General features: G+C 67.4%; 23 protein-coding genes and 1 pseudogene. 14 read left to right on the forward strand and 10 right to left on the reverse strand.

The annotated features are described in order from the left end of the window. The 9 genes from ACZYVJ_RS14685 to ACZYVJ_RS14725 all read left to right on the forward strand — a co-directional run bounded on the left by ACZYVJ_RS14685 (position 1) and on the right by ACZYVJ_RS14725 (position 8,592). A complete protein-coding gene (locus ACZYVJ_RS14685) occupies positions 1-804 on the forward strand; it encodes a sugar phosphate isomerase/epimerase family protein (RefSeq protein ID WP_463831679.1) in 804 nt (267 codons plus the stop codon). Further along, positions 801-2,015, forward strand: a complete 1,215-nt coding sequence (locus ACZYVJ_RS14690) for a DUF1214 domain-containing protein (protein WP_463831680.1) — start codon at positions 801-803, stop codon at positions 2,013-2,015. Before ACZYVJ_RS14685 ends, ACZYVJ_RS14690 begins: the two co-directional genes overlap by 4 nt. 15 nt (positions 2,016-2,030) lie before the next feature. Beyond that, complete coding sequence (locus ACZYVJ_RS14695) at positions 2,031-2,945, forward strand: alpha/beta fold hydrolase (RefSeq protein WP_463831681.1); 915 nt, start codon at positions 2,031-2,033, stop codon at positions 2,943-2,945. A gap of 68 nt (positions 2,946-3,013) precedes the next feature. Then, positions 3,014-3,826 carry an LLM class F420-dependent oxidoreductase gene (locus ACZYVJ_RS14700; protein ID WP_463831682.1) on the forward strand — a complete coding sequence of 271 codons (813 nt, stop codon included), beginning with the start codon at positions 3,014-3,016 and terminating at the stop codon, positions 3,824-3,826. Positions 3,827-3,942: 116 nt separating this feature from the next. Then, on the forward strand, positions 3,943-4,683 hold the full coding sequence (locus ACZYVJ_RS14705) for a GntR family transcriptional regulator (RefSeq protein WP_463831683.1): 741 nt from the start codon (positions 3,943-3,945) through the stop codon (positions 4,681-4,683). Positions 4,684-4,732: 49 nt separating this feature from the next. Then, on the forward strand, positions 4,733-6,547 hold the full coding sequence (locus tag ACZYVJ_RS14710) for an ABC transporter substrate-binding protein/permease (protein ID WP_463831685.1): 1,815 nt from the start codon (positions 4,733-4,735) through the stop codon (positions 6,545-6,547). Beyond that, positions 6,544-7,293, forward strand: coding sequence for an amino acid ABC transporter ATP-binding protein (locus tag ACZYVJ_RS14715; protein ID WP_463831686.1), 750 nt, complete (start codon positions 6,544-6,546; stop codon positions 7,291-7,293). Before ACZYVJ_RS14710 ends, ACZYVJ_RS14715 begins: the two co-directional genes overlap by 4 nt. A 65-nt stretch (positions 7,294-7,358) precedes the next feature. Beyond that, positions 7,359-7,862, forward strand: coding sequence for a MarR family winged helix-turn-helix transcriptional regulator (locus ACZYVJ_RS14720; RefSeq protein WP_463831687.1), 504 nt, complete (start codon positions 7,359-7,361; stop codon positions 7,860-7,862). 58 nt (positions 7,863-7,920) lie between these two features. Continuing rightward, positions 7,921-8,592, forward strand: coding sequence for an SDR family oxidoreductase (locus tag ACZYVJ_RS14725; RefSeq protein WP_463831688.1), 672 nt, complete (start codon positions 7,921-7,923; stop codon positions 8,590-8,592). A gap of 6 nt (positions 8,593-8,598) precedes the next feature. Here ACZYVJ_RS14725 and leuS read toward each other — a convergent pair whose 3' ends face one another. Further along, entirely contained in the window at positions 8,599-11,508 is a 2,910-nt protein-coding gene (gene leuS / locus ACZYVJ_RS14730; RefSeq protein ID WP_463831689.1) for a leucine--tRNA ligase, read from the reverse strand. A gap of 185 nt (positions 11,509-11,693) precedes the next feature. On the opposite strand from leuS, the gene ACZYVJ_RS14735 reads away from it, so the two are divergent. Together ACZYVJ_RS14735 and ACZYVJ_RS14740 are read left to right on the forward strand one after the other, a co-directional pair. Beyond that, a complete protein-coding gene (locus ACZYVJ_RS14735) occupies positions 11,694-12,836 on the forward strand; it encodes an LpqN/LpqT family lipoprotein (protein WP_463831691.1) in 1,143 nt (380 codons plus the stop codon). A gap of 63 nt (positions 12,837-12,899) precedes the next feature. Beyond that, complete coding sequence (locus tag ACZYVJ_RS14740; RefSeq protein ID WP_463831692.1) at positions 12,900-13,241, forward strand: hypothetical protein; 342 nt, start codon at positions 12,900-12,902, stop codon at positions 13,239-13,241. A 33-nt stretch (positions 13,242-13,274) separates the two neighbouring features. Here ACZYVJ_RS14740 and ACZYVJ_RS14745 read toward each other — a convergent pair whose 3' ends face one another. Further along, the gene (locus ACZYVJ_RS14745) at positions 13,275-13,880 is read right to left on the reverse strand and encodes a YqgE/AlgH family protein (protein WP_065029486.1); all 606 of its coding nucleotides are present in this window, start codon (positions 13,878-13,880) and stop codon (positions 13,275-13,277) included. Positions 13,881-13,979: 99 nt separating this feature from the next. On the opposite strand from ACZYVJ_RS14745, the pseudogene ACZYVJ_RS14750 reads away from it, so the two are divergent. Both ACZYVJ_RS14750 and ACZYVJ_RS14755 read left to right on the forward strand, forming a co-directional pair. Continuing rightward, a pseudogene (locus ACZYVJ_RS14750) lies at positions 13,980-15,312 on the forward strand (MFS transporter). Between the two features lie 50 nt (positions 15,313-15,362). Next, positions 15,363-16,136 (forward strand): TIGR03084 family metal-binding protein, encoded by a 774-nt coding sequence (locus ACZYVJ_RS14755; protein ID WP_463831693.1) that lies wholly within the window; start codon positions 15,363-15,365, stop codon positions 16,134-16,136. A gap of 127 nt (positions 16,137-16,263) precedes the next feature. Here ACZYVJ_RS14755 and ACZYVJ_RS14760 read toward each other — a convergent pair whose 3' ends face one another. Next, a complete protein-coding gene (locus tag ACZYVJ_RS14760) occupies positions 16,264-16,584 on the reverse strand; it encodes a DUF2710 family protein (RefSeq protein ID WP_463831694.1) in 321 nt (106 codons plus the stop codon). Between the two features lie 72 nt (positions 16,585-16,656). Continuing rightward, positions 16,657-18,345: a DUF5631 domain-containing protein gene (locus ACZYVJ_RS14765; protein WP_463831695.1), complete on the reverse strand. Its 1,689-nt coding sequence runs from the start codon at positions 18,343-18,345 to the stop codon at positions 16,657-16,659. 82 nt (positions 18,346-18,427) lie between these two features. Between ACZYVJ_RS14765 and ACZYVJ_RS14770 the strand changes: the two genes are divergently transcribed. After that, positions 18,428-18,571: a hypothetical protein gene (locus tag ACZYVJ_RS14770; RefSeq protein WP_172826369.1), complete on the forward strand. Its 144-nt coding sequence runs from the start codon at positions 18,428-18,430 to the stop codon at positions 18,569-18,571. Between the two features lie 24 nt (positions 18,572-18,595). On the opposite strand, the gene ACZYVJ_RS14775 is transcribed toward ACZYVJ_RS14770, so the two are convergent. From ACZYVJ_RS14775 to ACZYVJ_RS14800, 6 genes are all read right to left on the reverse strand, one after another. Further along, on the reverse strand, positions 18,596-18,907 hold the full coding sequence (locus ACZYVJ_RS14775) for a DUF2694 family protein (protein WP_064883177.1): 312 nt from the start codon (positions 18,905-18,907) through the stop codon (positions 18,596-18,598). Next, positions 18,904-19,221 carry an ESX-1 secretion-associated protein gene (locus ACZYVJ_RS14780; RefSeq protein WP_007771671.1) on the reverse strand — a complete coding sequence of 106 codons (318 nt, stop codon included), beginning with the start codon at positions 19,219-19,221 and terminating at the stop codon, positions 18,904-18,906. Before ACZYVJ_RS14780 ends, ACZYVJ_RS14775 begins: the two co-directional genes overlap by 4 nt. Before the next feature lie 49 nt (positions 19,222-19,270). Next, positions 19,271-20,722, reverse strand: coding sequence for a DUF4226 domain-containing protein (locus tag ACZYVJ_RS14785; protein WP_463833001.1), 1,452 nt, complete (start codon positions 20,720-20,722; stop codon positions 19,271-19,273). 135 nt (positions 20,723-20,857) lie between these two features. After that, complete coding sequence (locus ACZYVJ_RS14790) at positions 20,858-21,223, reverse strand: DUF4226 domain-containing protein (RefSeq protein WP_463831696.1); 366 nt, start codon at positions 21,221-21,223, stop codon at positions 20,858-20,860. 48 nt (positions 21,224-21,271) lie between these two features. After that, positions 21,272-22,093, reverse strand: coding sequence for a C40 family peptidase (locus ACZYVJ_RS14795; protein ID WP_463831697.1), 822 nt, complete (start codon positions 22,091-22,093; stop codon positions 21,272-21,274). After that, on the reverse strand, positions 22,090-22,875 hold the full coding sequence (locus tag ACZYVJ_RS14800; protein ID WP_463831699.1) for a helix-turn-helix domain-containing protein: 786 nt from the start codon (positions 22,873-22,875) through the stop codon (positions 22,090-22,092). Before ACZYVJ_RS14800 ends, ACZYVJ_RS14795 begins: the two co-directional genes overlap by 4 nt. Positions 22,876-22,973: the final 98 nt, after the last annotated feature.

Below are 22,973 nucleotides of genomic sequence, written 5' to 3' on the forward strand. Positions count from 1 at the left end.
GTGACGGCGCCGCACCAACGCCTGTCGGTCCACGACGTCACCTTCTTCGGCGCTCCGCTGGCCGAGGTGGCACAGTATTGGGCGGCCCTCGGTGTGGGGCGGCTCAGCGTCTTGGACAGCGAGCTACTCGACCCCCAATTTCCAAAGCTATTGCGCCGCAACACCTACACCGTGGAGGCGGTGTGCCACATCTTCGGCGGTGGCCGGCTGGACACACCCGGGACCGCGGCGCGGGATGCGCTGCTGGCGGTGATCGATGCCGCGGCCGCAGTCGGCGCGCGGGTAGTGTACATGCTCACCGGCGGCCGGGGCGCGCTGACCTGGCCGCAGGCCGCCGATCGCTTCTGCACCATGATCGCTCCCTGCGTCGAGCACGCGAGGCAGGCGGGGGTGGCGCTGGCAATCGAGAACGCGTCGAGCCTCTACGCCGACATTCACCTCGCACACACCCTGCGAGATACCGTCGAGCTGGCCGAGATGAGCGGACTCGGAATCTGCATCGAGCTGTTCCACTGCTGGGCGGAAGGCGATTTCGACGCGATGGTGCAGCGGGCACTGCCACGAACCGAACTGATCCAGCTCAGCGATTACGTGCTAGGTGACCGGGCGCTGCCCGGTCGGGCGGTGCCCGGCGACGGCGCGATCCCGCTCGAAGCGTTCGTCGCCCACGCCCTGGCCGGCGGCTATGCGCACGGATTCGACCTGGAACTGATCGGGCCCCGCATCGACGCCGAGGGCCGCCTGCAATCCGCGCGGCGCGCCTGCGACGTGGTCGGCGCGATGCTGAACAGATTGGGTGCATGACAATGGGTTTCGGCGATGGCCCCGACGACGCGGCACTGCGTTCGGCGTGGAGCGAATTCTGTGCCCAGCTGGAGCGAGCGGGCCAGCAGGTGTTCAAAGAGGCCAACCCCGCCACCGCATCGCAGCGCGTCGACGCGTACCGATTTCTCACCCAAAACCTCGGCCAGGCCTTCGACCTGGCGCTCGAGACCCGCGACACCGGCTACCCGGTGCTGCACACCTTCTGTGGACCCACCCGCAAACTCGGCGGAGACTGCGCCGACTTCACTTATCAACAGGCATGGATCGACGGGCACTCAACCTACCGGCTCACCGGCAACCGCGGCACCTCACGCTTTTTCAATGTCACTGTGCAGGGTCGACGCACGCCCGGCCCGGGCGTCCTGCACGAGCCATTCGGCGACACCCCGGAGGCCAACCTGCTCGGCCACCAACTCGATATCGGCGAAGACGGGCGATTCGAGCTTTACATCGGAGGCCCCGAACGCGGCCCGAACTGGCTGCCCACCACACCGGAATCCCGAAAACTGTTCATCCGCCAGGGGTTTGATCGCTGGGATGAATCACCGGCGCAGCTGCGCATCGAACGCATCGACATGGCCTCCCCCAAGCCGTTGCCCACCCCCATCGACATGGTCGACGCGATGCGCTGGGCCGGAGATTTCGTCACCGGCCTGATGTCGGATTGGCCCGAGTTCCCCTTCAACTACGGCGGCGTCGACGCCGAGCACCCCAATACCTTCCCGCGCGTCGGCGCCACCGACGCCGACAACAAACGTGGCCGGGCCGCCGCCAACATGTACTGGGAGCTGGGGACCGACGAGGCGCTGATCGTCGAATTCGACGCCCACGACGGGCTGTGGATGTTCACCAACATGGGTGTCTTCTTCAACAGCATGGATTACCTGTACCGCCCGGTGAGTTATACGCCGAGCCGCACCAAGGTCGACCACGACGGCCGCATCCGTCTGGTCATGGCTCACCGTGATCCGGGCGTGCACAACTGGCTGGACACCCAGGGCTTCGAGCGCGGCAACCTGACTTACCGCCACATGCTCGAGGGCGACCCCGCGGTGCTGGACACCCGGCTGGTCAAGCACGACGCGATCCTCGGCGCCCTGCCCGACGAAACCGCCATAGTGAGCCCACCTGAGCGCACCGCCGCGATGTGGCAACGCTTCCATGGTGTTCGCCGGCGCTACGTCCTATAGCTAGTGTCAAAGATCGTGACCGAGATCTCCGAAGACGAACTGGCCGGGCTGTCCGAATTCTCGCTGCTGTCCGAAAACGCCGAGCAGGCCGGGGTCTCCGGTCCGCTGCCCGACGCCGAACGCGTCGAGTCCGGCACGGGCGAACGCAAAATCAGCGCCCTGCGCTGGGGCAGTGCTCCCCCACGGATCGTGTTCGTGCACGGCGGCGGGCAGAACGCGCACACCTGGGACACCATCATCGTCGGCATCGGTGAACCCGCGCTGGCGGTGGACCTGCCCGGTCACGGCCACTCCGCCTGGCGCGAGGACTGCGACTACTCGCCGCAGCACAACGCCGACACCTTGCTGCCGATCCTGCGCGAGCACGCCGCGTCGGCCGACCTCGTCGTCGGCATGTCGCTGGGCGGACTGACGGCGATCCGGCTGGGCGCGGTGGCACCCGAACTGGTCAAGGAGCTGGTGTTGATCGACGTCACCCCGTCGGCGCTGCAACGGCATTCCGAGATGACCAAGGAGCAGCAGGGCACGGTGGCTCTGATGCACGGGGAACGCGAGTTTCCCAGCTTCCAGGCCATGCTCGACTTGACGGTCGCAGCGGCGCCGCACCGCGAGGTGAAGGCTCTGCGGCGCGGGGTCTTCCACAACTCGCGCAAGCTGGAGAACGGCCAGTGGACGTGGCGCTACGACGCCATCCGCACCTTCCCCGACTTCGCCGGCCTGTGGGACGACGTCGACGCTTTATCCGCACCCGTGACCCTGGTGCGTGGTGGCACGTCGGGCTTCGTCAGCGACGACGATGCGGCCGAGCTTGCCCGTCGCGCAAAGCATTTCCGGTCCGCGCACATCGTGGAGAATTCGGGCCATTCCGTGCAAAGCGACCAGCCTCGTGCGCTGATCGACATTCTGCGTGGAGTGCTCGACGCACGCTGAGCCTACGGTGGGGTAATGGCTCGCGTCGGCGACGATGCGCAGCGAAGCGATGAGGAGGAGCGGCGCCCATGACTTCCGAATTCCCCGTCCGTATCGGTGTCCAGCTGCAGCCGCAGCACGCTCCGCAGTACGGCCAAATGCGCGACGCCGTGCGCCGCTGCGAGGACGTCGGCGTCGACATCGCCTTCAACTGGGATCATTTCTTCCCGCTCTACGGCGATCCCGACGGCGCGCATTTCGAATGCTGGACGATGCTCGGGGCCTGGGCCGAACAGACGTCGCGCATCCAGATCGGCGCGCTGGTGACGTGCAACTCCTACCGCAATCCGGAGCTGCTGGCCGACATGGCCCGCACCGTCGACCACATTTCGGACGGCCGGCTCATCCTCGGCATCGGTTCGGGCTGGAAACAAAAGGACTACGACGAGTACGGCTACGAATTCGGCACCGCAGGCAGCCGCCTGGACGACCTCGCGACCGCACTGCCCCGGATCAACGCGCGGCTGGCCAAACTGAATCCGGCTCCCACCCGCGATATCCCGATCCTCATCGGCGGCAAGGGCCCGCGAAAGACATTGCGCATGGTCGCCGAATACGGCGACATCTGGCACGGCTTCACCACCGTCGATACCTATCCGGCCGCGGCTGCCGTGCTGGAAGAACATTGCGACGCCGTCGAGCGCGACCCGTCCACGATCGAGAGGTCGGCCGGCGTCGAGAACAACAGCGGCGTGCGCCGCGGCGAGGGCCTCGACGGGCTGATCGCCAACGCCGAAGGCCTCACCGCCCTGGGTGTGACGCTGCTGACCGTCGGCGTGAATGGTCCCGACTACGACCTGACCGCCGCCGAAGCGCTATGCAAGTGGCGCGACAGCCGGTAAACCGGCCGCGCCGTATTCAGATTCCTCGGCCAAACACCTAAACGCGCGCATCAATTCGTGAGAAACTCTCACCGCTAGATGGCCGAACCGGGTGTGAAAGAGACTGAAACAAAAAGATGCCGAAGAAATACGGGGTCAAAGAAAAGGACCTGGTTGTTTCGCACATTCTCCACCTGTTGTTGACCGGGAAGCTGCGCAGCGGGGACCGCGTCGACCGCAATGAAATTGCGCTGGGCCTGGGAGTGAGTCGGGTCCCCATTCAAGAGGCACTGGTCCAACTCGAACATGACGGCATTGTGTCCACGCGTTATCACCGTGGCGCGTTCGTCGAGCGGTTCGACGAAGCCACCGTGGTCGAACACCACGAGCTCGACGGAATGCTCAATGGGATTGCGTCCGCCCGCGCGGCGACCAGTCCCACACCGCGGATCCTGGGACAGCTCGACACGCTGATGCGCTCGCTGCGCGCCGCCAAGGACTCGCGCGCCTTCACCGACATCGCCGCTGAATACCGGCGCACCGTCAACGAGGAGTACGCCGGTCCGCGGCTGCATGCCGCGATCCGCGCCTCGCAGAACCTGATCCCCCGCCTGTTCTGGACGACCTATCAGAGCGGGAGCGACGAGATGTTGCCGCTCTACGAAGACGAGACCGCGGCGATACAGCGGCGCGACCCCGAAGCCGCGCGGGCCGCGTGCGTCGACCGCTCCTATCTGATGGCCCAGACCATGCTGGCGGAACTGTTCCGGCGACGGGTCTTCACCCCGCCCGACGACGTCAGTCGTGTCGTTCCCGGCCCGCTGCGGGTGATCGCCGGCGCGGACACCATCTGCGACGAAGCATCGCTGGTGCTGTGAACCGACGCTGACCGGGCCCCGTCGCCGTTCAGTCGTTACGGTGACACTGATGAATTCGCGCGTGAGCCGGCGCACCGAGCGCCGCGGAAGGGCATTCGGCCTGGCCGCGACAGTCCTGATGGTGTGCGGCCTGGCGCTGGGTGGACCCGTCGCGCCGGCGGCCGCCGACTGGAACCAATGCGCGCCGGCCGGAGTGGACAGCGCGCGGACCCTGCCCAAAGACCTGACCGAAAGCCCGACCACCGGCGAGGACGACCGCGACACCACGGCATCGGTCGAGCCGCTCGGCGCGGTCGACGTCAGCGCCCTGGGCCTCGGCGTGCCGGGGGTGCTGACCATCGGCACGCTGTCGGACGCCCCGCCCAACATCTGCATCAATCCCACCGGCGAATTCAGCGGCTTCGACAACCAACTGCTGCGCGCCATCGCCGACAGGCTGGGTCTGCAGGTCCGCTTCGTCAGCACGGACTTTTCCGCGCTGCTCGCCCAGGTGGCTTCCCGGCGCTTCGACGTCGGCTCGGCAGCGGTGAAAGCGACCGACGCGCGTCGGCACACCGTCTCATTCACCAACGGCTATGACTTCGGGTTCTATTCGCTGGTGGTCCCGCCCGGTTCGGCCATCCACAAATTCAGCGACCTCGCCGCCGGCCAGCGGATCGGCGTCGTGCAAGGCACCGTCGAGGAATCGTACGTCGTCGACGTGTTGCATCTGCAACCCGTGAAGTATCCGGGCTTCGCCACCTTGTACGCCAGCCTGAAGTCCCGCCAGATCGATGCGTGGGTGGCGCCGGGGACCCTTGCCGCGACCGTCATTCGCCCCGGCGATCCGGCGGTGGTCGCCGCGAATACTTACAGCCCAGGCAATTTCGTGGCTTATGCGGTCGCCAAAGGCAACAAGCCGTTGATCGACGCGCTCAATTCCGGGCTGGACGCCGTCATCGCCGACGGCACCTGGGCACACCTGTACACCCAGTGGGTGCCGCGGACAGTGCCGCCCGGCTGGAAACCCGGCTCCAAAGCCGCGCCCATGCCCAGGCTGCCGGACTTCGCGGCGATCGCGAAACAACACCGCTCATCCGCGGGCCCACCCGCCCCGAAATCGCCACTGGCCCAGTTGGGTGACTCGTTCTTCGACTGGGATATGTACCGACAGGCCATTCCAATCCTGTTCACCACCGGTCTGCCGAATACGTTGATCCTGACCAACAGCGCCCTGGTCGTCGGCCTGGCGTTCGGCATGGTGTTGGCGATGGCGGGGATCTCGCACCGGCGCTGGCTGCGCTGGCCGGCCCGGGTGTACACCGACATCTTCCGGGGCCTGCCCGAAGTGGTGATCATCTTGCTCATCGGGATGGGCATCGGCCCGTTGGTCAGTGGGCTGACCAACAAGAACCCATACCCGCTCGGCATCGCCGGGCTGGGATTGATGGCCGCCGCCTACATCGGCGAGATCCTGCGCTCCGGAATTCAAAGCGTCGATCCCGGACAACTGGAAGCGTCCCGGGCGCTGGGCTTCAGCTATGTCACCGCGATGCGGCTGGTGGTGGTGCCGCAGGGCATCCGCCGGGTGCTCCCCGCCCTGGTCAATCAGGCCATCGGGCTGTTGAAGGCGTCCGCGCTGGTGTACTTCCTCGGCCTGATCGCCGATCAGCGAGAGCTGTTCCAGGTGGGACGAGACCTCAACGCGCAGACCGGGAGCCTGTCGCCGTTGGTAGCCGCGGGTCTCTTCTACCTGCTATTGACCATCCCGCTAACGCATTTGGTGAACTACATCGACACCCGGCTTCGCCGCGGCCGCCGCGCCGCCGCACCAGAAGACGATGCCGACCTGCTAACGACGACATTCGGCCAGGAGATCATGTGACCTGCGGGATCCACGGGCCTGCGTCAGTTTCGCTGGCGGCCAAAGACGTTCACCAAACCCTGGGCGGAAGCAAGGTGCTGCGCGGTGTCGATATCGAGGCACCCGCGGGTAGCACCGTGGCGATCATCGGGCCGTCCGGTTCGGGCAAGTCGACACTGCTGCGCACGCTGAACCGCCTGTACGAGCCTGACAGCGGCGACATTCTGCTGGATGGCCGCTCGGTGCTGCGCGACGATCCCGACGAGCTGCGCCAGCGCATCGGCATGGTGTTCCAGCATTTCAATCTCTTCCCGCACCTCAGCGTCGTCGCCAACGTCGCGATGGCACCACGAAAGTTGCGACGCCTGCCGGCCGACGAGGCCCGCGACCTGGCAATGACACAGCTGGAGCGAGTTGGCCTGAAGCACAAGGCCGGTGCCCGACCCAGCATGCTGTCCGGCGGGCAGCAGCAGCGGGTGGCGATCGCCCGAGCGCTGGCCATGGGGCCACAGGTGATGTTCTTCGACGAGGCGACCTCGGCGTTGGATCCCGAAATGGTCAAAGGAATACTGCAACTCATTGCCGACCTTGGCGCCGATGGCATGACAATGGTTGTGGTAACCCACGAAATGGGTTTCGCTCGGTCGGCATCCGACGCCGTGGTGTTTATGGATCACGGCAAGGTCGTGGAATCAGGCCCTCCTGAGCAGATATTCGACGCCGCACAGACCGAACGGCTGCAGCGGTTTTTGTCCCAGGTGCTTTGATTTCCACTAACTGGTGGGCAATAGCTCCCTTGTAAGCACCTCATATCGGGATAGACTCCCGATTTATGGCAGACAGCGAATCGAACCCGGCCGAGGTAGCCGAGCTCGCCGAGGGTTTGCACCGAGCGCTGTCCAAATTGTTTGCGATTCTCCGCCGTGGGGACCCCAGCGGCGCGGCGGCCGGGGAGCTGACCCTGGCGCAATTGTCGATCCTGGTCACGCTGCTCGACCAGGGCCCGATCCGGATGACCGATCTCGCCGCACACGAACGGGTGCGGACTCCCACCACGACCGTGGCGATCCGACGGCTGGAGAAAGTGGGGCTGGTCAAGCGTTCCCGCGATCCGTCCGACCTGCGTGCGGTGCTAGTGGACATCACCCCGCGGGGGCGGGCCGTGCATGGTGAATCGCTGGCCAATCGGCGCGCCTCGCTGGCCGCGATGCTCAGCCAGCTCCCGACGTCCGACCTCAACACCCTGACGCAGGCACTGGCCCCGCTGGAGCGACTGGCCTCCGGTGACCCGACGTCCGGACCCGCCGGCGTGCCGCCCGCACGCAAGGAAGCCTGAAAAGAACTAGCCGTCAACGCTTTTCGCTCGCGTTCGCGGTATCGGTAAACTGCAGGGCATGCCCAATGCACTCATCACCGGCGCCGGCGGCGGTATCGGATCGGCCATCGCCACAGCGCTGGCCCCCACGCACACCCTGCTGCTGGCGGGCCGGCCATCCGATCGGCTCGACGCAGTCGCGGAGCGGCTCGGCGCCACCACCTTTCCACTGGACGTCACCGACTCCGGCGATATCGAAGCCGCCTGCGAAATCGTGGACGAACTCGACGTGCTCGTGCACAACGCGGGGTTGGCCATCCCCGGCAGTGTCGCCGACTCGAACGTCGACGAGTGGCGCGCCACCTTCGCCGTGAACGTCTTTGGACCGGTGGAACTTACGCTGGCGCTGTTGCCGGCGCTGCGGCGGGCGCGCGGCCAGGTGGTGTTCATCAACTCCGGTGCGGGGCGTACCGCTTCGCGGGGTATGGCCTCGTATTCGTCCAGCAAGTTCGCGCTGCGCGCCTTTGCGGACTCGCTGCGCAGTGACGAACCGGAGCTGCGGGTGACGACGGTCTATCCGGGCCGGACCGACAGCGACATGCAGCGTGAGCTCGTCGAGTTCGAGGGCGGCACGTATGAGCCCGCCAACTTCTTGAAGCCCGAAACGGTCGCGGCTGCGGTCGCACATGCGGTGGCCACCCCACGCGACGGTCACCTGCACGAGGTGGTGCTGCGGCCGGCCGGGCACTAGGCGGCGCTACACGACGAGGTTGACCAGCCGGCCGGGGACCACGATCACCTTGCGCGGGTTGGCACCCGCCAAAAACGCCTGGACTTTTTCGTCGGCGAGCGCCGCCGCCTTCAGGGTGTCCTGATCGGCGTCGGCGGCCACCGACACCCGGCCGCGCACCTTGCCGTTCACCTGCACCGGGTACTCCACCGTGTCGTCGACCAGATAGGCGGGGTCGGCGACCGGGAACGGGCCGTGCGCCAGCGTCGTCTGGTGGCCCAGGCGCAGCCACAACTCCTCGGCCATATGCGGGGCCAGGGGGGCCAGCATCAGCACCAGCGGCTCGACCGCCGCGCGGGGAACCGCGTCGCGGTGCTCCTTGGTGAGATGGTTGGTATATTCGATCAGCTTGGCCGCGGCGGTGTTATTGCGCAGTGCGGCATAGTCTTCCGCGACTCCGACGATGGTGCGATGCAGCGCTCGCAGCGTCTCGGTTGCCAACTCCTGTGCGGGTCCGTCGACCACGCGGGTGTCACCGCTCTGCTCGTCGACCACCAGACGCCATACGCGCTGCAGAAAGCGGTGGGCTCCCACGACGTCCTTGGTCGCCCAGGGCCGGGAGGCCTCCAGCGGGCCCATCGACATCTCGTAGACCCGCAGCGTGTCGGCGCCATAGTCGTCGCAGATCTCGTCGGGCGAGATCGAATTCTTCAGGCTCTTACCGATTTTCCCGAACTCTTGGAAGACTTCCACCTCTCCCCCGGGTCCGGGGTAGACGAAGCCACCGTCCCGTTCGACCACTTCCTCGGCCGGCACGTACGAGCCGCGCGCGTCGGTGTAGGCGAAGGCCTGGATGTAGCCCTGGTTGACCAGCCGGCGATAGGGCTCCCGCGAGCTCACGTGGCCCAGGTCGTAGAGGACCTTGTGCCAGAACCGCGCATACAGCAGATGCAGGACGGCGTGTTCGGCGCCGCCGACGTACAAGTCGACGCCACCGGGATCCTGCGGCCCGTGCTCGGCCGGCCGCGGACCCATCCAGTAGGCCTCATTCTCCAACGCGGCGAACCGCTCCGAGTTATGCGGATCGGTGTAGCGCAGTTCATACCAGGAGCTGCCGGCCCACTGGGGCATCACGTTGGTGTCCCGGCTGTAGGGCTTGAGGCCGTCGCCGAGGTCAAGCTCGACGTGCACCCACTCCGTCGCCTTGGCCAGCGGCGGCGACGGCTCGCTGTCGGCGTCGTCGGGGTCGAACAGCACCGGCGAGTAATCCGCGACGTCGGGCAGCTCGACCGGCAGTGCGGCTTCGTCGAGCGCATGCGCGCGCCCGTCGGCGTCATAGACGATGGGGAACGGCTCGCCCCAGTACCGCTGTCGGGCGAAAAGCCAGTCGCGCAACTTGAATTCGATGCGCGCCCAGCCGCGGCCCTCGGCCTCCAGGCGCGCGGTGATCTTTTCCTTGGCCGCGGCCACGTCCAACCCGTCGAGGTAGCCGGAGTTGACCAGCACCCCGTCGCCGGCGTACGCGGACTCCGAAATATCGCCGCCGGCAATGACTTCCACGATCGGCAGGCCGAACTCGTGGGCGAAGTCCCAGTCGCGCTGGTCGTGACCGGGAACCGCCATGATCGCGCCGGTGCCGTACCCGGCCAACACGTAGTCGGCGATGAAGATCGGCACCGGTTTTCCGTTGGTGGGATTGGTCGCGTAACTGCCCAAGAAGACGCCGGTCTTCGCCTTACTCTCCTGGCGCTCGAGGTCCGACTTCGACCCGATCGCCAGCCGGTAGGCGGCGACGGCCTCACCCGGGGTCGCGGCGCCGTATGTCCAGCGCGGGTCGGTGCCTTCCGGCCAGGCGGCCGCCACCAACTCGTCGACCAGGTCGTGCTCGGGCGCCAGCACCAGGTAGGTGGCACCGAAGAGCGTGTCGGGCCGGGTGGTGAACACCTCGATGTCGACCGTCTCGCCATCGCCCCCGCTCGCCGCGAAAAGCGCTATGGCGCCGGTGGACCGGCCGATCCAGTTGCGCTGCATGGTCTTGACCGGTTCGGGCCAGTCCAGCACGTCGAGGTCGTCGAGCAACCGATCGGAATAGGCGGTGATCCGCATCATCCACTGCCGCAACCGTTTCCGGAAAACCGGGAAGTTGCCGCGGTCGCTGCGGCCGTCGGCGGTCACCTCTTCGTTGGCCAACACGGTGCCCAGACCGGGACACCAATTCACCATCGAGTCGGCCCGGTAGACCAGCCGGTGGCCGTCGACCACATCGGCCCGCTCCCCCGCCGACAGCCCGGCCCAGTCCCGCCCATCCTCGAGGCCGCGCGCGCCGGACTCGAATTCGGCGACCAACTCGGCGATGGGACGGGCCTTGTTGGCAGCGGTGTCGAACCAGGCGTTGTAGATCTGCAGGAAGATCCACTGGGTCCACTTGTAGAACTCGGCGTCGGTGGTGGAGAAGCTGCGCCGGCTGTCATGGCCGAGGCCCAGCCGTCCCAGCTGGCGCTTGAAATTGACGACGTTGGCCTCGGTCCTGGTGCGCGGGTGGGTGCCGGTCTGCACCGCGTATTGCTCGGCGGGCAGGCCGAAGGCGTCGAACCCCAACGCGTGCAACACGTTACGGCCGGTCATCCGGAAATAGCGAGCGTAAACGTCTGTCGCGATGTAGCCCAGCGGGTGGCCGACATGTAACCCTTCCCCCGACGGGTAGGGAAACATGTCCTGCACGAACAACTTGTCGTCGGGGACCGGAGCTCCGTCTGCCGGAGCCAGCGAACCGACCGGGTTGGGCACGTTGAACGTTCCGAGCTTCGCCCAGGTCTCCTGCCACGCGCCCTCGATACGGCCCGCCAGCGCCGCGGTGTAGCGATGCGGCGGCGCATCAGAGTCGGGCGCGGCGGCGCCAGAGCTGCTTGCCGGCGAAGCGGTCTGGGAGTCGGTCACCTGAACAGGGTATAAGGGAACCCCAACGGCCCCGCCGGGCTACAGGTTGGTCTCGGTTCCGTTGCGCGCCGATCAGAGGTTCATCCCAGGTGTGTTTCGAGCCTATTCACCACCTTTGACCTCTAGTTACAGTCAGCCACTATCGACGGCTTCTGGTACTGACGCCTTTGGAAGGACCGACGCAGATGATTGAGATCGTCCCCGTCCCCCGGGCACTCCTCGGCGGTATGGTCGCTGGGCTGATGGGCTTGGCAATTGTTGCGGGCGGCACGGCATCGGCAGACCCGGTGCCCCCGGCGCCGGCACCCGTCCCCGCGGTGCCCGCGCCGGCACCGCAGAACCTCGGGCCCGAGCTGGTGCCGCCGAGCAGGTACCTCGCAGCCCCGCCAGCCGGCAACCAGATCGCCCCACCGGCAACCGCCACCGCCCCGGGAACCGCGGCGCCGGCCGCGGTCACGCCGCCGGCTCCGGCTCCCGCTCCCGCGACGTCCGGAACGATCCACGAATTCCTGCAGTCGAAGGGTGTGAAGCTCGAGGCGCAAAAGCCTCAGGGCTTCAACGCGCTCGACATCACCTTGCCGGTGCCCGCACGCTGGACTCAGGTGCCTGATCCAAACGTGCCCGATGCGTTCGCGGTGATCGCCGATCGGCACGGCAGCAGCATTTATTCGTCGAATGCGCAGGTCGTGGTCTACAAACTGGTCGGCACCTTCGACCCGAAAGAGGCCATCAGCCACGGGTATGTCGACAGCCAGAAGCTTCTGGCGTGGCAGCCCACCAACGCCGCGATGACCGATTTCGGCGGCTTCCCGTCGTCGATCGTCGAAGGCACCTACCGCGACGGTGATTTGACGCTCAACACGTCGCGGCGCCACGTCATCGCCACATCGGGACACGACAAATACCTCGTGTCGCTGTCGGTGACCACCGATCGCGCGGTGAGCGTCGCCGACGCACCGGCCACCGACGCGATCGTCAACGGATTCCGCGTGAGCGCTCCTGGCGCGGCCGCCCCGACGCCGGCCCAGGCTCCCGCCGCCTCCCCCGTTGGACTGCCCGCCCAGGCTCCCGTCGCCGCTCCCGTCGCCCCGGCACCAGCTGCCGCTCCCGTCGCGCCCGCCGCCCCGGCACCCGTTGCTGCTCCGGTCGCCCCCGTCGCGCCGGCACCTGGCATGGCACCGCTGGTACCGCTCGCCCAGACGGCGCCCGCGGCCCCGGTCGGGCTCCCCGCGCAGGCGCCCGTGACGAACCCGCAGCGCACCCCCAGCCTGTTGGCCATGGTGCCGGGCCTGCCCCCGCTGCCGAACTTCTCGTTCCTGCAGCACTAAAGGACGGCAGCGCGGCACGGAGCCGGATGCGCAGGCCGGTGGCCCGGCTCGTATTGTGAGCCCATGCTGATTGCGGGCGTGCTGTGCATGTGTGCGGCGGTGGCCTCGGCGGGGTTCGGCACCTGGTCGCTTGCCCACAACCGGAATTTCGGCGCCACCGCGTTGGCGCTGCGCGCGATGGCGCCGACCCAGTTGGCGGCTGCGGTGATGTTGGCGGCCGGGGGCGCGGTGGCCATGGCCGCAGTCCCGGACACGGCGTTGGTCGTGCTCATCGTCTGTGTGGTGGGCGCGCTGGGAACGTTGGCCGCGGGCTCGTGGCAGAGTGCGCGCTTCGCGCTGCGCCAGGAAGCGGCGGCGCCCGCCTGCGCCGGCAGCTGCGTCGGCTGCACGCAGTCGTGCCAGTGAACTAGAGGGCCGGTGGGCCCGACGTCAGCAGCCCTAGTTCCGGCTGATGTCGATGGGGTGGGTGGCCAGCAGCGAGAGCGGCAGCGGCTGGCGACGCAGAACCTGGCCCCACAGGTCGGACCTCGGTCCGACGAGCACGTCGGACGGCAAGGCGGACAACACAATCCAGTCGTCGCGCTCGATCTCGCCTTCCAGCTGGCCGATGGTCCAACCCGAGTACCCCGCGAAGATTCGCACCCCTTCGACCAGCGGCGCGATCACGTCGGGATCGGCGTCCAGGTCGACCATGACCACCCGACCGTCCACGTGTCGCAAGCCCGGCACGCCCTGGGGATCCGCGCCGACGCGCAGCGTCGCCAGACACAACGCCGCGTCGCGCTTCACCGGCCCGCCGATGAACATCGTCTTCGGCTTGGCCGACAGTTTGGTCCATTGAGGCAACACGTTGTACACCGCGGTTTCGCTGGCGCGGTTCAGGACCACGCCCAGCGTGCCTCCGTCGTTGTGCTCGACGATGTAGATCACGCTGCGCCGAAACGTCGGTTCGAGAAGATCGGTGTTGGCGAGCAGCAAAGTGCCCGCCCGCACCCGTTGCGCGGCAGGGGCGACGTAGTCCTCGGGATCCTCCGGCGGCGGCACCCCACCATCATCGCATCCGGCGGATCGTGGCTTAGGCCAATCGAGAGCGTGGGCGACGGAGATTTGTACTGTTACTGGGACAGCTCTGATCGTGCGAGCTTGCCAGCCCCAATCGTGGAAGTCGGTTTCGTTGATCCCAACCCGGATGCAGTCCAGCGCACCCGTCGAAATCTGGCGGTCCGTACGCGGTTTGCCAGATTTTTGGCGGCTGCTGCAGGTGCGCGTTGCGAGCCAATTCGGTGACGGTCTGTTCCAGGCGGCGCTGGCCGGGGCCCTGCTGTTCAACCCCGATCGGGCCGCCGATCCTCTTTCTATAGCGCGCGCCTTCACGGTTCTGTTCTTGCCGTACTCGCTCCTCGGCCCGTTCGCTGGTGCGTTGATGGACCGTTGGGATCGGCGGCTGGTGCTCGTCGGCGCCAACGTGGGCCGGTTGATCCTCTTCGTCGCGATCGGCACCATTCTGGCGGTGCGGGCCGGCGATCTGCCGCTGTTGCTGGGCGCCCTGCTCGCCAACGGTTTGGCCCGCTTCGTCGGGTCCGGGCTGTCGGCGTCGCTGCCGCATGTGGTGCCGCGCGAGCAGGTGGTGACGATGAACTCGGTTGCCACCGCATCCGGCGCCATCGCGGCGTTCTTCGGCGCAAATTTCATGTTGGTTCCTCGATTCATCTTAGGGTCCAGCGACAAGGGCGCCTCGGCGATCGTGTTCCTCACGGCCGTTCCCGTGTCGATCGCGTTGCTGTTGTCCTGGCGGTTCGGCGCGCGGGCGCTGGGGCCTGACGACACCCGGCGAACGATCCACGGGCCGGTCACCTACGCGGTGATCACCGGCTGGCTGCACGGCGCACGGACGGTGGCGCAGCGCCCCACGGTCGCCGCCACCCTCTCCGCCCTGGCCGCCCACCGGATGGTCGTCGGCATCAACTCGCTGCTGGTCTTGTTGCTGGTCCACCACATGCCCAACCTCGAGGGTGGGGGATTCGGCACCGCCTTGCTGTTCTTCGGCGCCGCGGGCCTGGGCGCCTTCTTGGCCAACGTCCTGACACCACCCGCTATCCGCCGCTGGGGGCGCTACGCGACGGCAAACGGCGCGTTGGCCGCGTCGGCGATCATCGAGGTCGCCGGCGCCGAGCTGCTCGTCCCGGTCATGGTCACGTGCGGCTTCTTGCTCGGCATCACCGGGCAGATGGTCAAGCTGTGCGCCGACACCGCGATCCAGATGGACGTCGACGACGCTCTTCGCGGGCATGTCTTCGCCGTGCAGGACGCGCTGTTCTGGGTCGCGTTCATCGTGTCAATCACGGTGGCCGGCATCTTGATTCCCGACGACGGGCACGCACCCACCTTCGCGCTGTTCGGATCGGTGCTCTACCTGATCGGCCTGGCCGTGCACGGCATCATCGGGCGCCGCGGCGAGCAACCGAACGATCGTTAAGGTACAGACGTGACATGTCGGACGGCCGCGGCCCACAGTCGAGCGCTGCGATGACCGGTCCCGCGCCCATGGTCGACGACCTGCGCGCCGAAAGCGACGCGCTCGACGCGCTGGTCGCGCCGTTGTCGCCCGACCGCTGGGACGACCCCACACCGGCGCCCGGCTGGTCCATCGCACACCAGATCGGCCATCTTCTGTGGACGGATCGAGTGGCTCTGATCGCGGTCACCGACGAGGCTGCGTTCGCCGAGGTGTTGGCGGGCGCGGCTGCCGACCCGGCGGGCTTCGTCGACAAAGGCGCCGAAGAACTCGCGGCGCTGGCGCCGCCCGAGTTGCTCGCGGACTGGCGGGTCACCCGGGGACGGCTGCACGGCGCGCTGCTCACGGTGCCGTCCGGTCGCAAACTCCCGTGGTTCGGGCCGCCGATGAGTGCGGCTTCGATGGCCACCGCGCGCCTGATGGAGACGTGGGCGCACGGTCTCGATGTCGCCGACGCCCTGGGCGTGACGCGGCCCGCGACCGAGCGCCTGCGGTCGATCGCTCACCTCGGGGTGCGGACTCGCGACTTCGCCTTCGCCGTCAACAATCTGGCGCCACCGGCCGAGCCGTTCCTGGTCGAGCTGCGCGGGCCAGCCGGTGATACCTGGTCGTGGGGGCCACCCGACGCCGGGCAGCGGGTCAGTGGGTCCGCGGAGGATTTCTGCTTCCTGGTCACTCAGCGACGCCCATTGAGCGCCCTGGACATCACCGCCCAGGGCGATGACGCACAGCGCTGGTTGCAGATCGCGCAGGCTTTCGCGGGGCCTCCCGGCGCCGGTCGATGAGCGCGCGAAACGCGCGAACAGAGCCGGGGCCCACCCGATCACGCGCCGGTCGATGAGCGCGCCAAACGCGCGAACAGAGCCGGGCGCCCATCCGATCACGCACCGGTCGATGAGTGCGTGAGACGCATCAGTGCAGCGGCCCGCCGTAACTCGCCCGGTTCTCGGCTTCGGCCTCCTCGCGCAGCGCGGTAATCGCGAGGTTCAGTCTTTCGGCCAGCTCTCCGTGGCCGTACCCGGTCATCACCCCGGGATGCAAAGTCAGTTTGAGTAGTCGGCCGTCGGAATTCGCCACCGCGCGGATGTCACCCAGATCGACGCTGTAGGTGACGGCTTCGGCCTGCGCCACAAGGGCTTCCCACTTGTCGGCCGCCTCGCTCAGTTCCTGAAGAACCGATTCGACGAGATCCTTCTCGCTGAGATTCGCGCGACTGCCCGAACCCGCCACCATGACAGTATCGTCGAGCCCTCCGACCAGCGTCAATTCATACGTGAGCAGGTTTGCGGCCGGCCTGCCGCGCGTTCACCCACCGAGCTTTTGGTACCAGGCGAGGTGGTAGTTCGCGGAGACCGCGTCGCCGCTGGCGATGCCCTCGGTGGCGGCCATCAACAGGCACTTGAGCAGGAGGGCCGGATTGACGTTCGGATATTGAACGAGGAGCTGGTAGCGCGCGGTATCGAGGTGTACCCGCAGCACGTCGACCTCCTGGTCGACGACAACCTTTCCCGCGGCGGCGGCTTCTGCCAACCTCGGCACGATCTTGGGCAGCTCGTCACGCGCCCGCGTGGCCACGCTCAGCACGCTCGCCAAATCGTCGATGGCGGGCAGGGTGCGCGGCTCCACTGACGACCTGGTCGCGGCGAAGCCGACCGAGCGGTGCAGCGAATCGCCGGGAGTGTAAGTGACGACGCGCGCCGTTTCGCCGATCAGTGCGGCGACCCTGCCGGTGCGCCGGTCAGGCTCCAACAACCGCACGTCGGCCGGAAGGGTGATGCCGGACGGTATCCATCCGTGAGCGAGGTCGGTGACCAGTACCGTGGTGCCGTCGGCACGGTCTCCGATCGCCCAATTCAGGCGTGGCTCCTGCCGGACCACGAACTCGAGCAGCCGATTCAGCCGCTCATTGTCGAATCCTGTTGGCGTCGTTGGCTTTTCGGTCCGCGGCCGGGCGGCGGTGAAGGCGGCCGTGTCGGCCTCCTCGGCGGCGGGGGGGACGTCGGCCGCGGCGGGGGTGATGTCGGCCGCCGCGGGTTCCTGCGAGACCGGCTCCACCTGCGCGACGGCCGGCTCGTCGACGACCGCGTGGTGGCGACCGGAATCGGCCTGATCCGGGACGGGCTCGGGCGCGCGCTGCGTCGGCGCCTCGAGCACCGGCTCCACATGTACGACCATCGGGATGACCTGCGTCTCCTCAAGATGCGGCGCATCGGCAGGCTCGTGCCCGGGGGCCGCCGCCTCCGGCTCGTCTTCGCCGACCGGTTCGATGACCGCGTGGTGACGACCGGAGTCGGTCAGCTCCGGGGCCGGCTCGGGTGCGCGCTCCACCGGTGTCGGGGAAACTGACTCGTCCCTGACCATCGGGATGACTTGCGTCTCGTCGAGATGTGACGCATCGGCGGTGCGACGGGCCGCGTCGTCGGCAGAAGCTTTCGGCGGTGTATCGGTCACGGGGAGTTGGTCCGCGGACTCTCGACGACGGCGCCCGCTGCCCGGTCGCGGCGTTGACTCGGGCGGACTCGGCGGGGGCGCCTCGGCGACGGGTTTCACCTCGCGGATTGCGGGCAGCACCTGCGTCTTTTCCAGGTCCGCGTCGGACCGCTCGAGCCGCGGTGGGGGAGCCGCGGGGGCTTGGGCTCCGCTCTGCACCGCATGCAAGTAGCGGATCGTCGATTCGACCCTGCGCACCGCACGACCGCGGGCGGCGTCGATGACTCGCGCCTCCGCCGCCTGACGGGAAAGGTCGGTCATTCCCGATCGCTTGAGCAACTTCAGTTCGTCGTTGGCGGCGTGAGCAATTCTTTCCAGGTCGGCCTTGAGATACTCAGCGAGGGTGGCGGTTTCGGGCGTCACCGTCGACAATTCGGCAGGCCACAACCCGCCTGTCACCCACGGGGTGCAGTCGATAGGGGAGCTGAATGCCGGCATCGCCAGTGATTCCCGGGTAGCTCTCCGGAGGCGCTGGCGCGCCGACATCCGACCGAAGACCGCCACCGGCTAAGCGTACCGGGACCCGGCGGGCGACTTGTGCGGTCAGTGAATTGTGCGGTCGCAAGGCCCTGGGTAGCGTAAGGCCATGGCTGATTCTGCACTGCAGCAGCAACTCGACGAGGTGCGTGCATTGCTCGCTCGCGCGCGAGAGTTGTTCGGCCCCAATCCGGTAGAGCCGCCGACCGGTATCGCTCCCGATCCCAGTGTGGCTAAGCCGTGGTTGCGCTAGGCCGGCAGCTGGCCTGAGGGCCCTTTAAATCACGCCGTTACGGCGACGCAGTTTGTGCGCCAGCAACTTTTCGATGGCCGCATCGAGATCTCGGGGGGTCGGAACCTCCGCGGACGGGGTGTGCCCGGCCGCGACGATCTCGTCGCGAATTTCCAGCAACGCTTTGAGGCACGACACGTCGGCGGTCAGCAGAATGCCCTGGGCCAACGTCTCGGCGTCGGTTTCCATCGCCTCTTCGCTCAGCGCGACACTGTGCATATAGCCGCCGCGGCAGGAGCGGACGAGGATGTGTCCACTCGGGTGAACGGTGTCGAAAGCGGGATTCGCGTCGGTCATCGACCGCGGTCGACGATGTCGCCGAACTTCCCTGCCGCCTCCTGCTCGTGCTGTTCCCACATCGTCGCCGAAACGGTCAGTTTGTCGGCCAGATCTGCATGATCAGCAGCTTGCTGCTCATAACACTGGCGTCGAAGTTCCAGCAGCTCACGGCCCGCGTCCCGCAGTTCACTGAAGATCGGCCCAAGCGAATCGAGGCTCTCCTGGATCGCGGCGTGCGACGACGGAACGGTACGCAAGTACTCCGAGGTGTCCTGGTGATGCGCGGCAGCCTGACGTAGGTGCGCAGGCACTACATGAATCGAATCTGCCATCCGCTGTCTCCTGTTGACGACCGCCGGTGTGCCGGCGGATTCATTTTTGTCAGGTGGTCGACGAGGTCGCCGGCCGGGTAGGTGTCGGTGGGTCAGGCTTGGCCGGCGTCGGTATTGCCGCGGCCGCCGCCGGCGGATGCTCCCAGCCTAGGAAGGTCGGGCCGCTCACGGTGGCGATGTGTTGAATTTGGCCATCGAGAAGCGCCTTGCCGGAGCCGAGGGCCAGTGCGTGACGATCGGTGAACATCCCGATATCGCCGGGTGCCGCCCGCAGGGCATCGATGGGGCTGGGCACCGCGGTTCCCGGTGGGGGAATTGACATTCCCTGCTGTTGGAAGGCCTCGGCTATCGGGGTACCGCCGACAGCGGCCGTGATCGCGGCCGCCAACTGGGGGCTGGCGGCGGTCACCGTCTCCCCGTCGGGCAAGGTCACCGGTGTGGGGCCGCCCGCCGGCTCATCCGGCGACGTGCCGTGCTCGGTCCCGTCGTCCGCCTCATCCGAGGCGTCGCGCACTCCGGGGTCCTGGTCCTGGTCGTTCTGCAGCTCCTCGTCGGCCAGATCCTGAAGAGCCGGATCGGTCCTGTCGCCACCTTCTAGTCCGGAGAGCGGAAGGCCGCCTGGCCCTTCCCAACCGGCCATCGACGGCATGGAGCCGAGCCCGGGGAGTGAGCCGCCACCGAAGTTAGGCATGGCGGGCGTCATCGGCGGCTGCGGTACCGCCGGCATTGCCGCGCCGGCGACCGGATCCGGTACGGGGACATCCCCGGACAGTCCGTCATCGTCGGCCAACAAGGAGTCCAGCAGCGGATCCCATTCGGCATCGAGGTCATCTGTCGCGCCACCCGCGGATGTATCACCAACCGGCACCGCGGCTCTCGGCTGCTCGCCTGGAGCAGTCGGTTCCCCTTTGGAGGCGTCGTACAGCGATGTCCAGGCGGCCATCAGCGCTGACTTCGACGTGTCGTCCAGGCTGGCATTCAGGACGACCTCGCGAATGTCCCGGAGCTTGCCGATGAGAAACCGCTGGAAGTCACGCGCTCCAGCCGGGGTGTCCAGGTCGGACCTGGTCCGCACCGCGGCTTCGGTTTCGTGCTGCAGCTTGGTGAGCGCCTCTCTGCCGTCGACCGCACGCAGGTGCGCGTTCAGGATCGCCGAGACCACCTGCATGTCCAGCTGCGAGCTCGCTGAGTTCTGTTGCGCTAGAGCGGCTTCGGCATTGGCGATGGCATCGGCCGCAGCGCCCGTCTCGCGATCCGGCGGTGCCGAGGTTTCGGCGGATGGGCGCCGCCCGGGTGGATTGGCCGTCGTTGCGGCGCCGAAGACGCCTGCGTGCTGCTGGCGGATCTTGCGCAGGATCGCCTCGACCTGTTCGGTGCGAGTGGTCGGGGTGATCACGGCGGTCACTTCGGCGGGCGTCAATCCCGTCTGCCATGCGTTCGGATCGCCGGTGCGATCTCGGACGTATTTGACCGCGCCAAGCAGGTCGTCATATGCCGACATCAGCCAGGCCGGTGGCGCCGCAGCCTGCTCGAACGCTGCTGCGGGTAACGACGCGACCCCTCCATGTTCGGCGACAGTACTCAGGGGCACAGCTCCCGACAATTCACTGCGTTGCACGGTGTGGACTAGTTCCGGCTAGCCGCTGTCGGCGGCGTACTGGGCTCGAAGGCTCTGCAACACAGCCCTTTTCGCGTGGCCGAATTCGCGAGCTTCGGTCACGACCGACGCGATCTCGCGTTGCTTGGCCATCAGGAATTTCTGAAACTCGCGCGCCCCCATGGGCGTATCGAGCGCGAGATCCGCCTGGTTCACGGTGGCTTGGTCGATCTGCTCGGCGATGGAGTTCAGTCGCCTAACGCTCTCGCGCGCTGCCTCGTGAGCGCTCGTCAGCACCTCGTTCAGCACCCGATCGGCCTCCGACGCGGTGCCGTGCTGACTCGCCAGAGCCGACCGCCGCGCTTCAACGGCCTCTAACGAGGGCCCCGGTTGTTGTTCCGGCATCGGCTCACCCTATTCGTCGTGCCCGGATTGCCGGGCGGTCTTGGCTGGTCATATCGGTCGGCGGATCGCAACGCTGTTGCCCAGTCGGCTTATTCGCACCGAGGCGCCCGAATAGGGCGCTTCCACAACCAGGTTGTTTCCGATGGCCAGCTGCACGTGGCCGGCGTGCGGAAACACCAGATCACCGGGCCTCACCTGGGAGCGAGCCACCGGGATGCCGTCGTTGATCTGCTGGTACGTGGTGCGATCCAGGTGGATGCCGGCCTGCGCGTAACTCCACTGCACCAGTCCCGAACAGTCGAACCGGTCGGGTCCGGTCGCGCCCCAGACATAGGGTCGGCCCAACCGAGACAAGGCGGCGCGCACCGCCAGTGCTGCGCGGTCGCTCTGCAGTCCCACTATCCCGAGCCGACGGTCGTGCCGGAGCCGATAGCGCAAGGCCAGCAGTTCCGCGTAGCGCCCTCGCGCACGCAAGCGCGCCGACAAGACGTGCGCCCGTTGGGCCCGCAGGCGAGTTACGCGGCGCCGCATCGCCTCCCGCTGGGCCAGTGGCGTCGCCGGCATATCGGATTCCGCGCGGGCCGCGTCCAGCACGCTTCGGGTCAGATCGCGGGCCTGTGCTCGATCGCGGTGTGCGCCGGCGATGACGTCAGTGGCCGCGGCGTCGGCGCCGGCCGCAACGGTGAGACGTTGCCGGCTGTGATCCACCGCGAGTTGGTAACCGCCGCGCGCCATCTTGTCGCTCAGCCGGGCGGCTTGCTGCAACACGTTGCGGTAGTGAGCGGTGCCCGCGTCCAGGGACGCCGCCCGCGTGCTGCCGGCAAAGAGTTGATGGGCGCGGCTCAAGGTCTCGACTTCGGTTTGACTCACGGTGCCCCCTCGTCGTCGGCTTCGCTTGCCTCGTTTGCGCCCGACTCAACGGCGTCGGTGAAGGCGCGCACGCGGGGAAGAGCAGCCGGCGCGATCGCCCCCCGGTTGCGGATGTCCCACATCTCGTCGACATCCACACCGACCAGTGCCGCGATGATGGTCTCCGGCAACGACGACTGCGCGCACGCCCGGTCGAACCGGGCGCTCAGGCTGGTGGGCATCCGCTTCAACAGCGCCGCACGCGTCGCCTCTAGGGCTTGCAGATGCTCCATCAGCCGGCCGGTCGAGTCGGCGCCGGCGTTCACGGCCACCCGCCAGGAGCTGGCGGCGAGCATCTCTGCCTTCACGCACTGCGCGATCACAGACAGAATATACGTCTCATATTCGTTTGATGTTGTCGCAGGCAATCGATCGATGACAGATCTGAGGGCATCGAGCTGCGCTTCGGCATAGCCTTCCAGCACTTCTGTGTCGCTGTGCCGGTCAACTACCACCGGTCCGCTGCGCCGCGTGGGCATCGGAGCCGGCGGCTGCGCGGCCATCAGACGCGCCAACTCGGCGTCCGGATCGGCGGCCACCAACAGCCGCGAGTAGGTGCCCGGCGGCAGGCCAAGGCCGTTTTCAATCTTCTGAACTGTGCTTTTGTGCGGCTTGCGCGCTCCGCGCTCGAGGAAGCTCAGTCCCATGATGCTGACCCCGGTCGCGGCGGCGAGGTCGGCTAGTGACCAATCGCGTGATTCACGCAACGCGCGGATAGCCGCACCGGCCGATTCACGGGTCACCGCACGCTCCGGCCATGGGCCGGATATTACACAGCCAGCGCCTTTGATATCGGTATATACGTTTTTGTCTCGTTTCTCTTGCGCTGGGCCGCCTCGTA

Source organism: Mycobacterium sp. IDUB_3 (assembly GCF_055419585.1).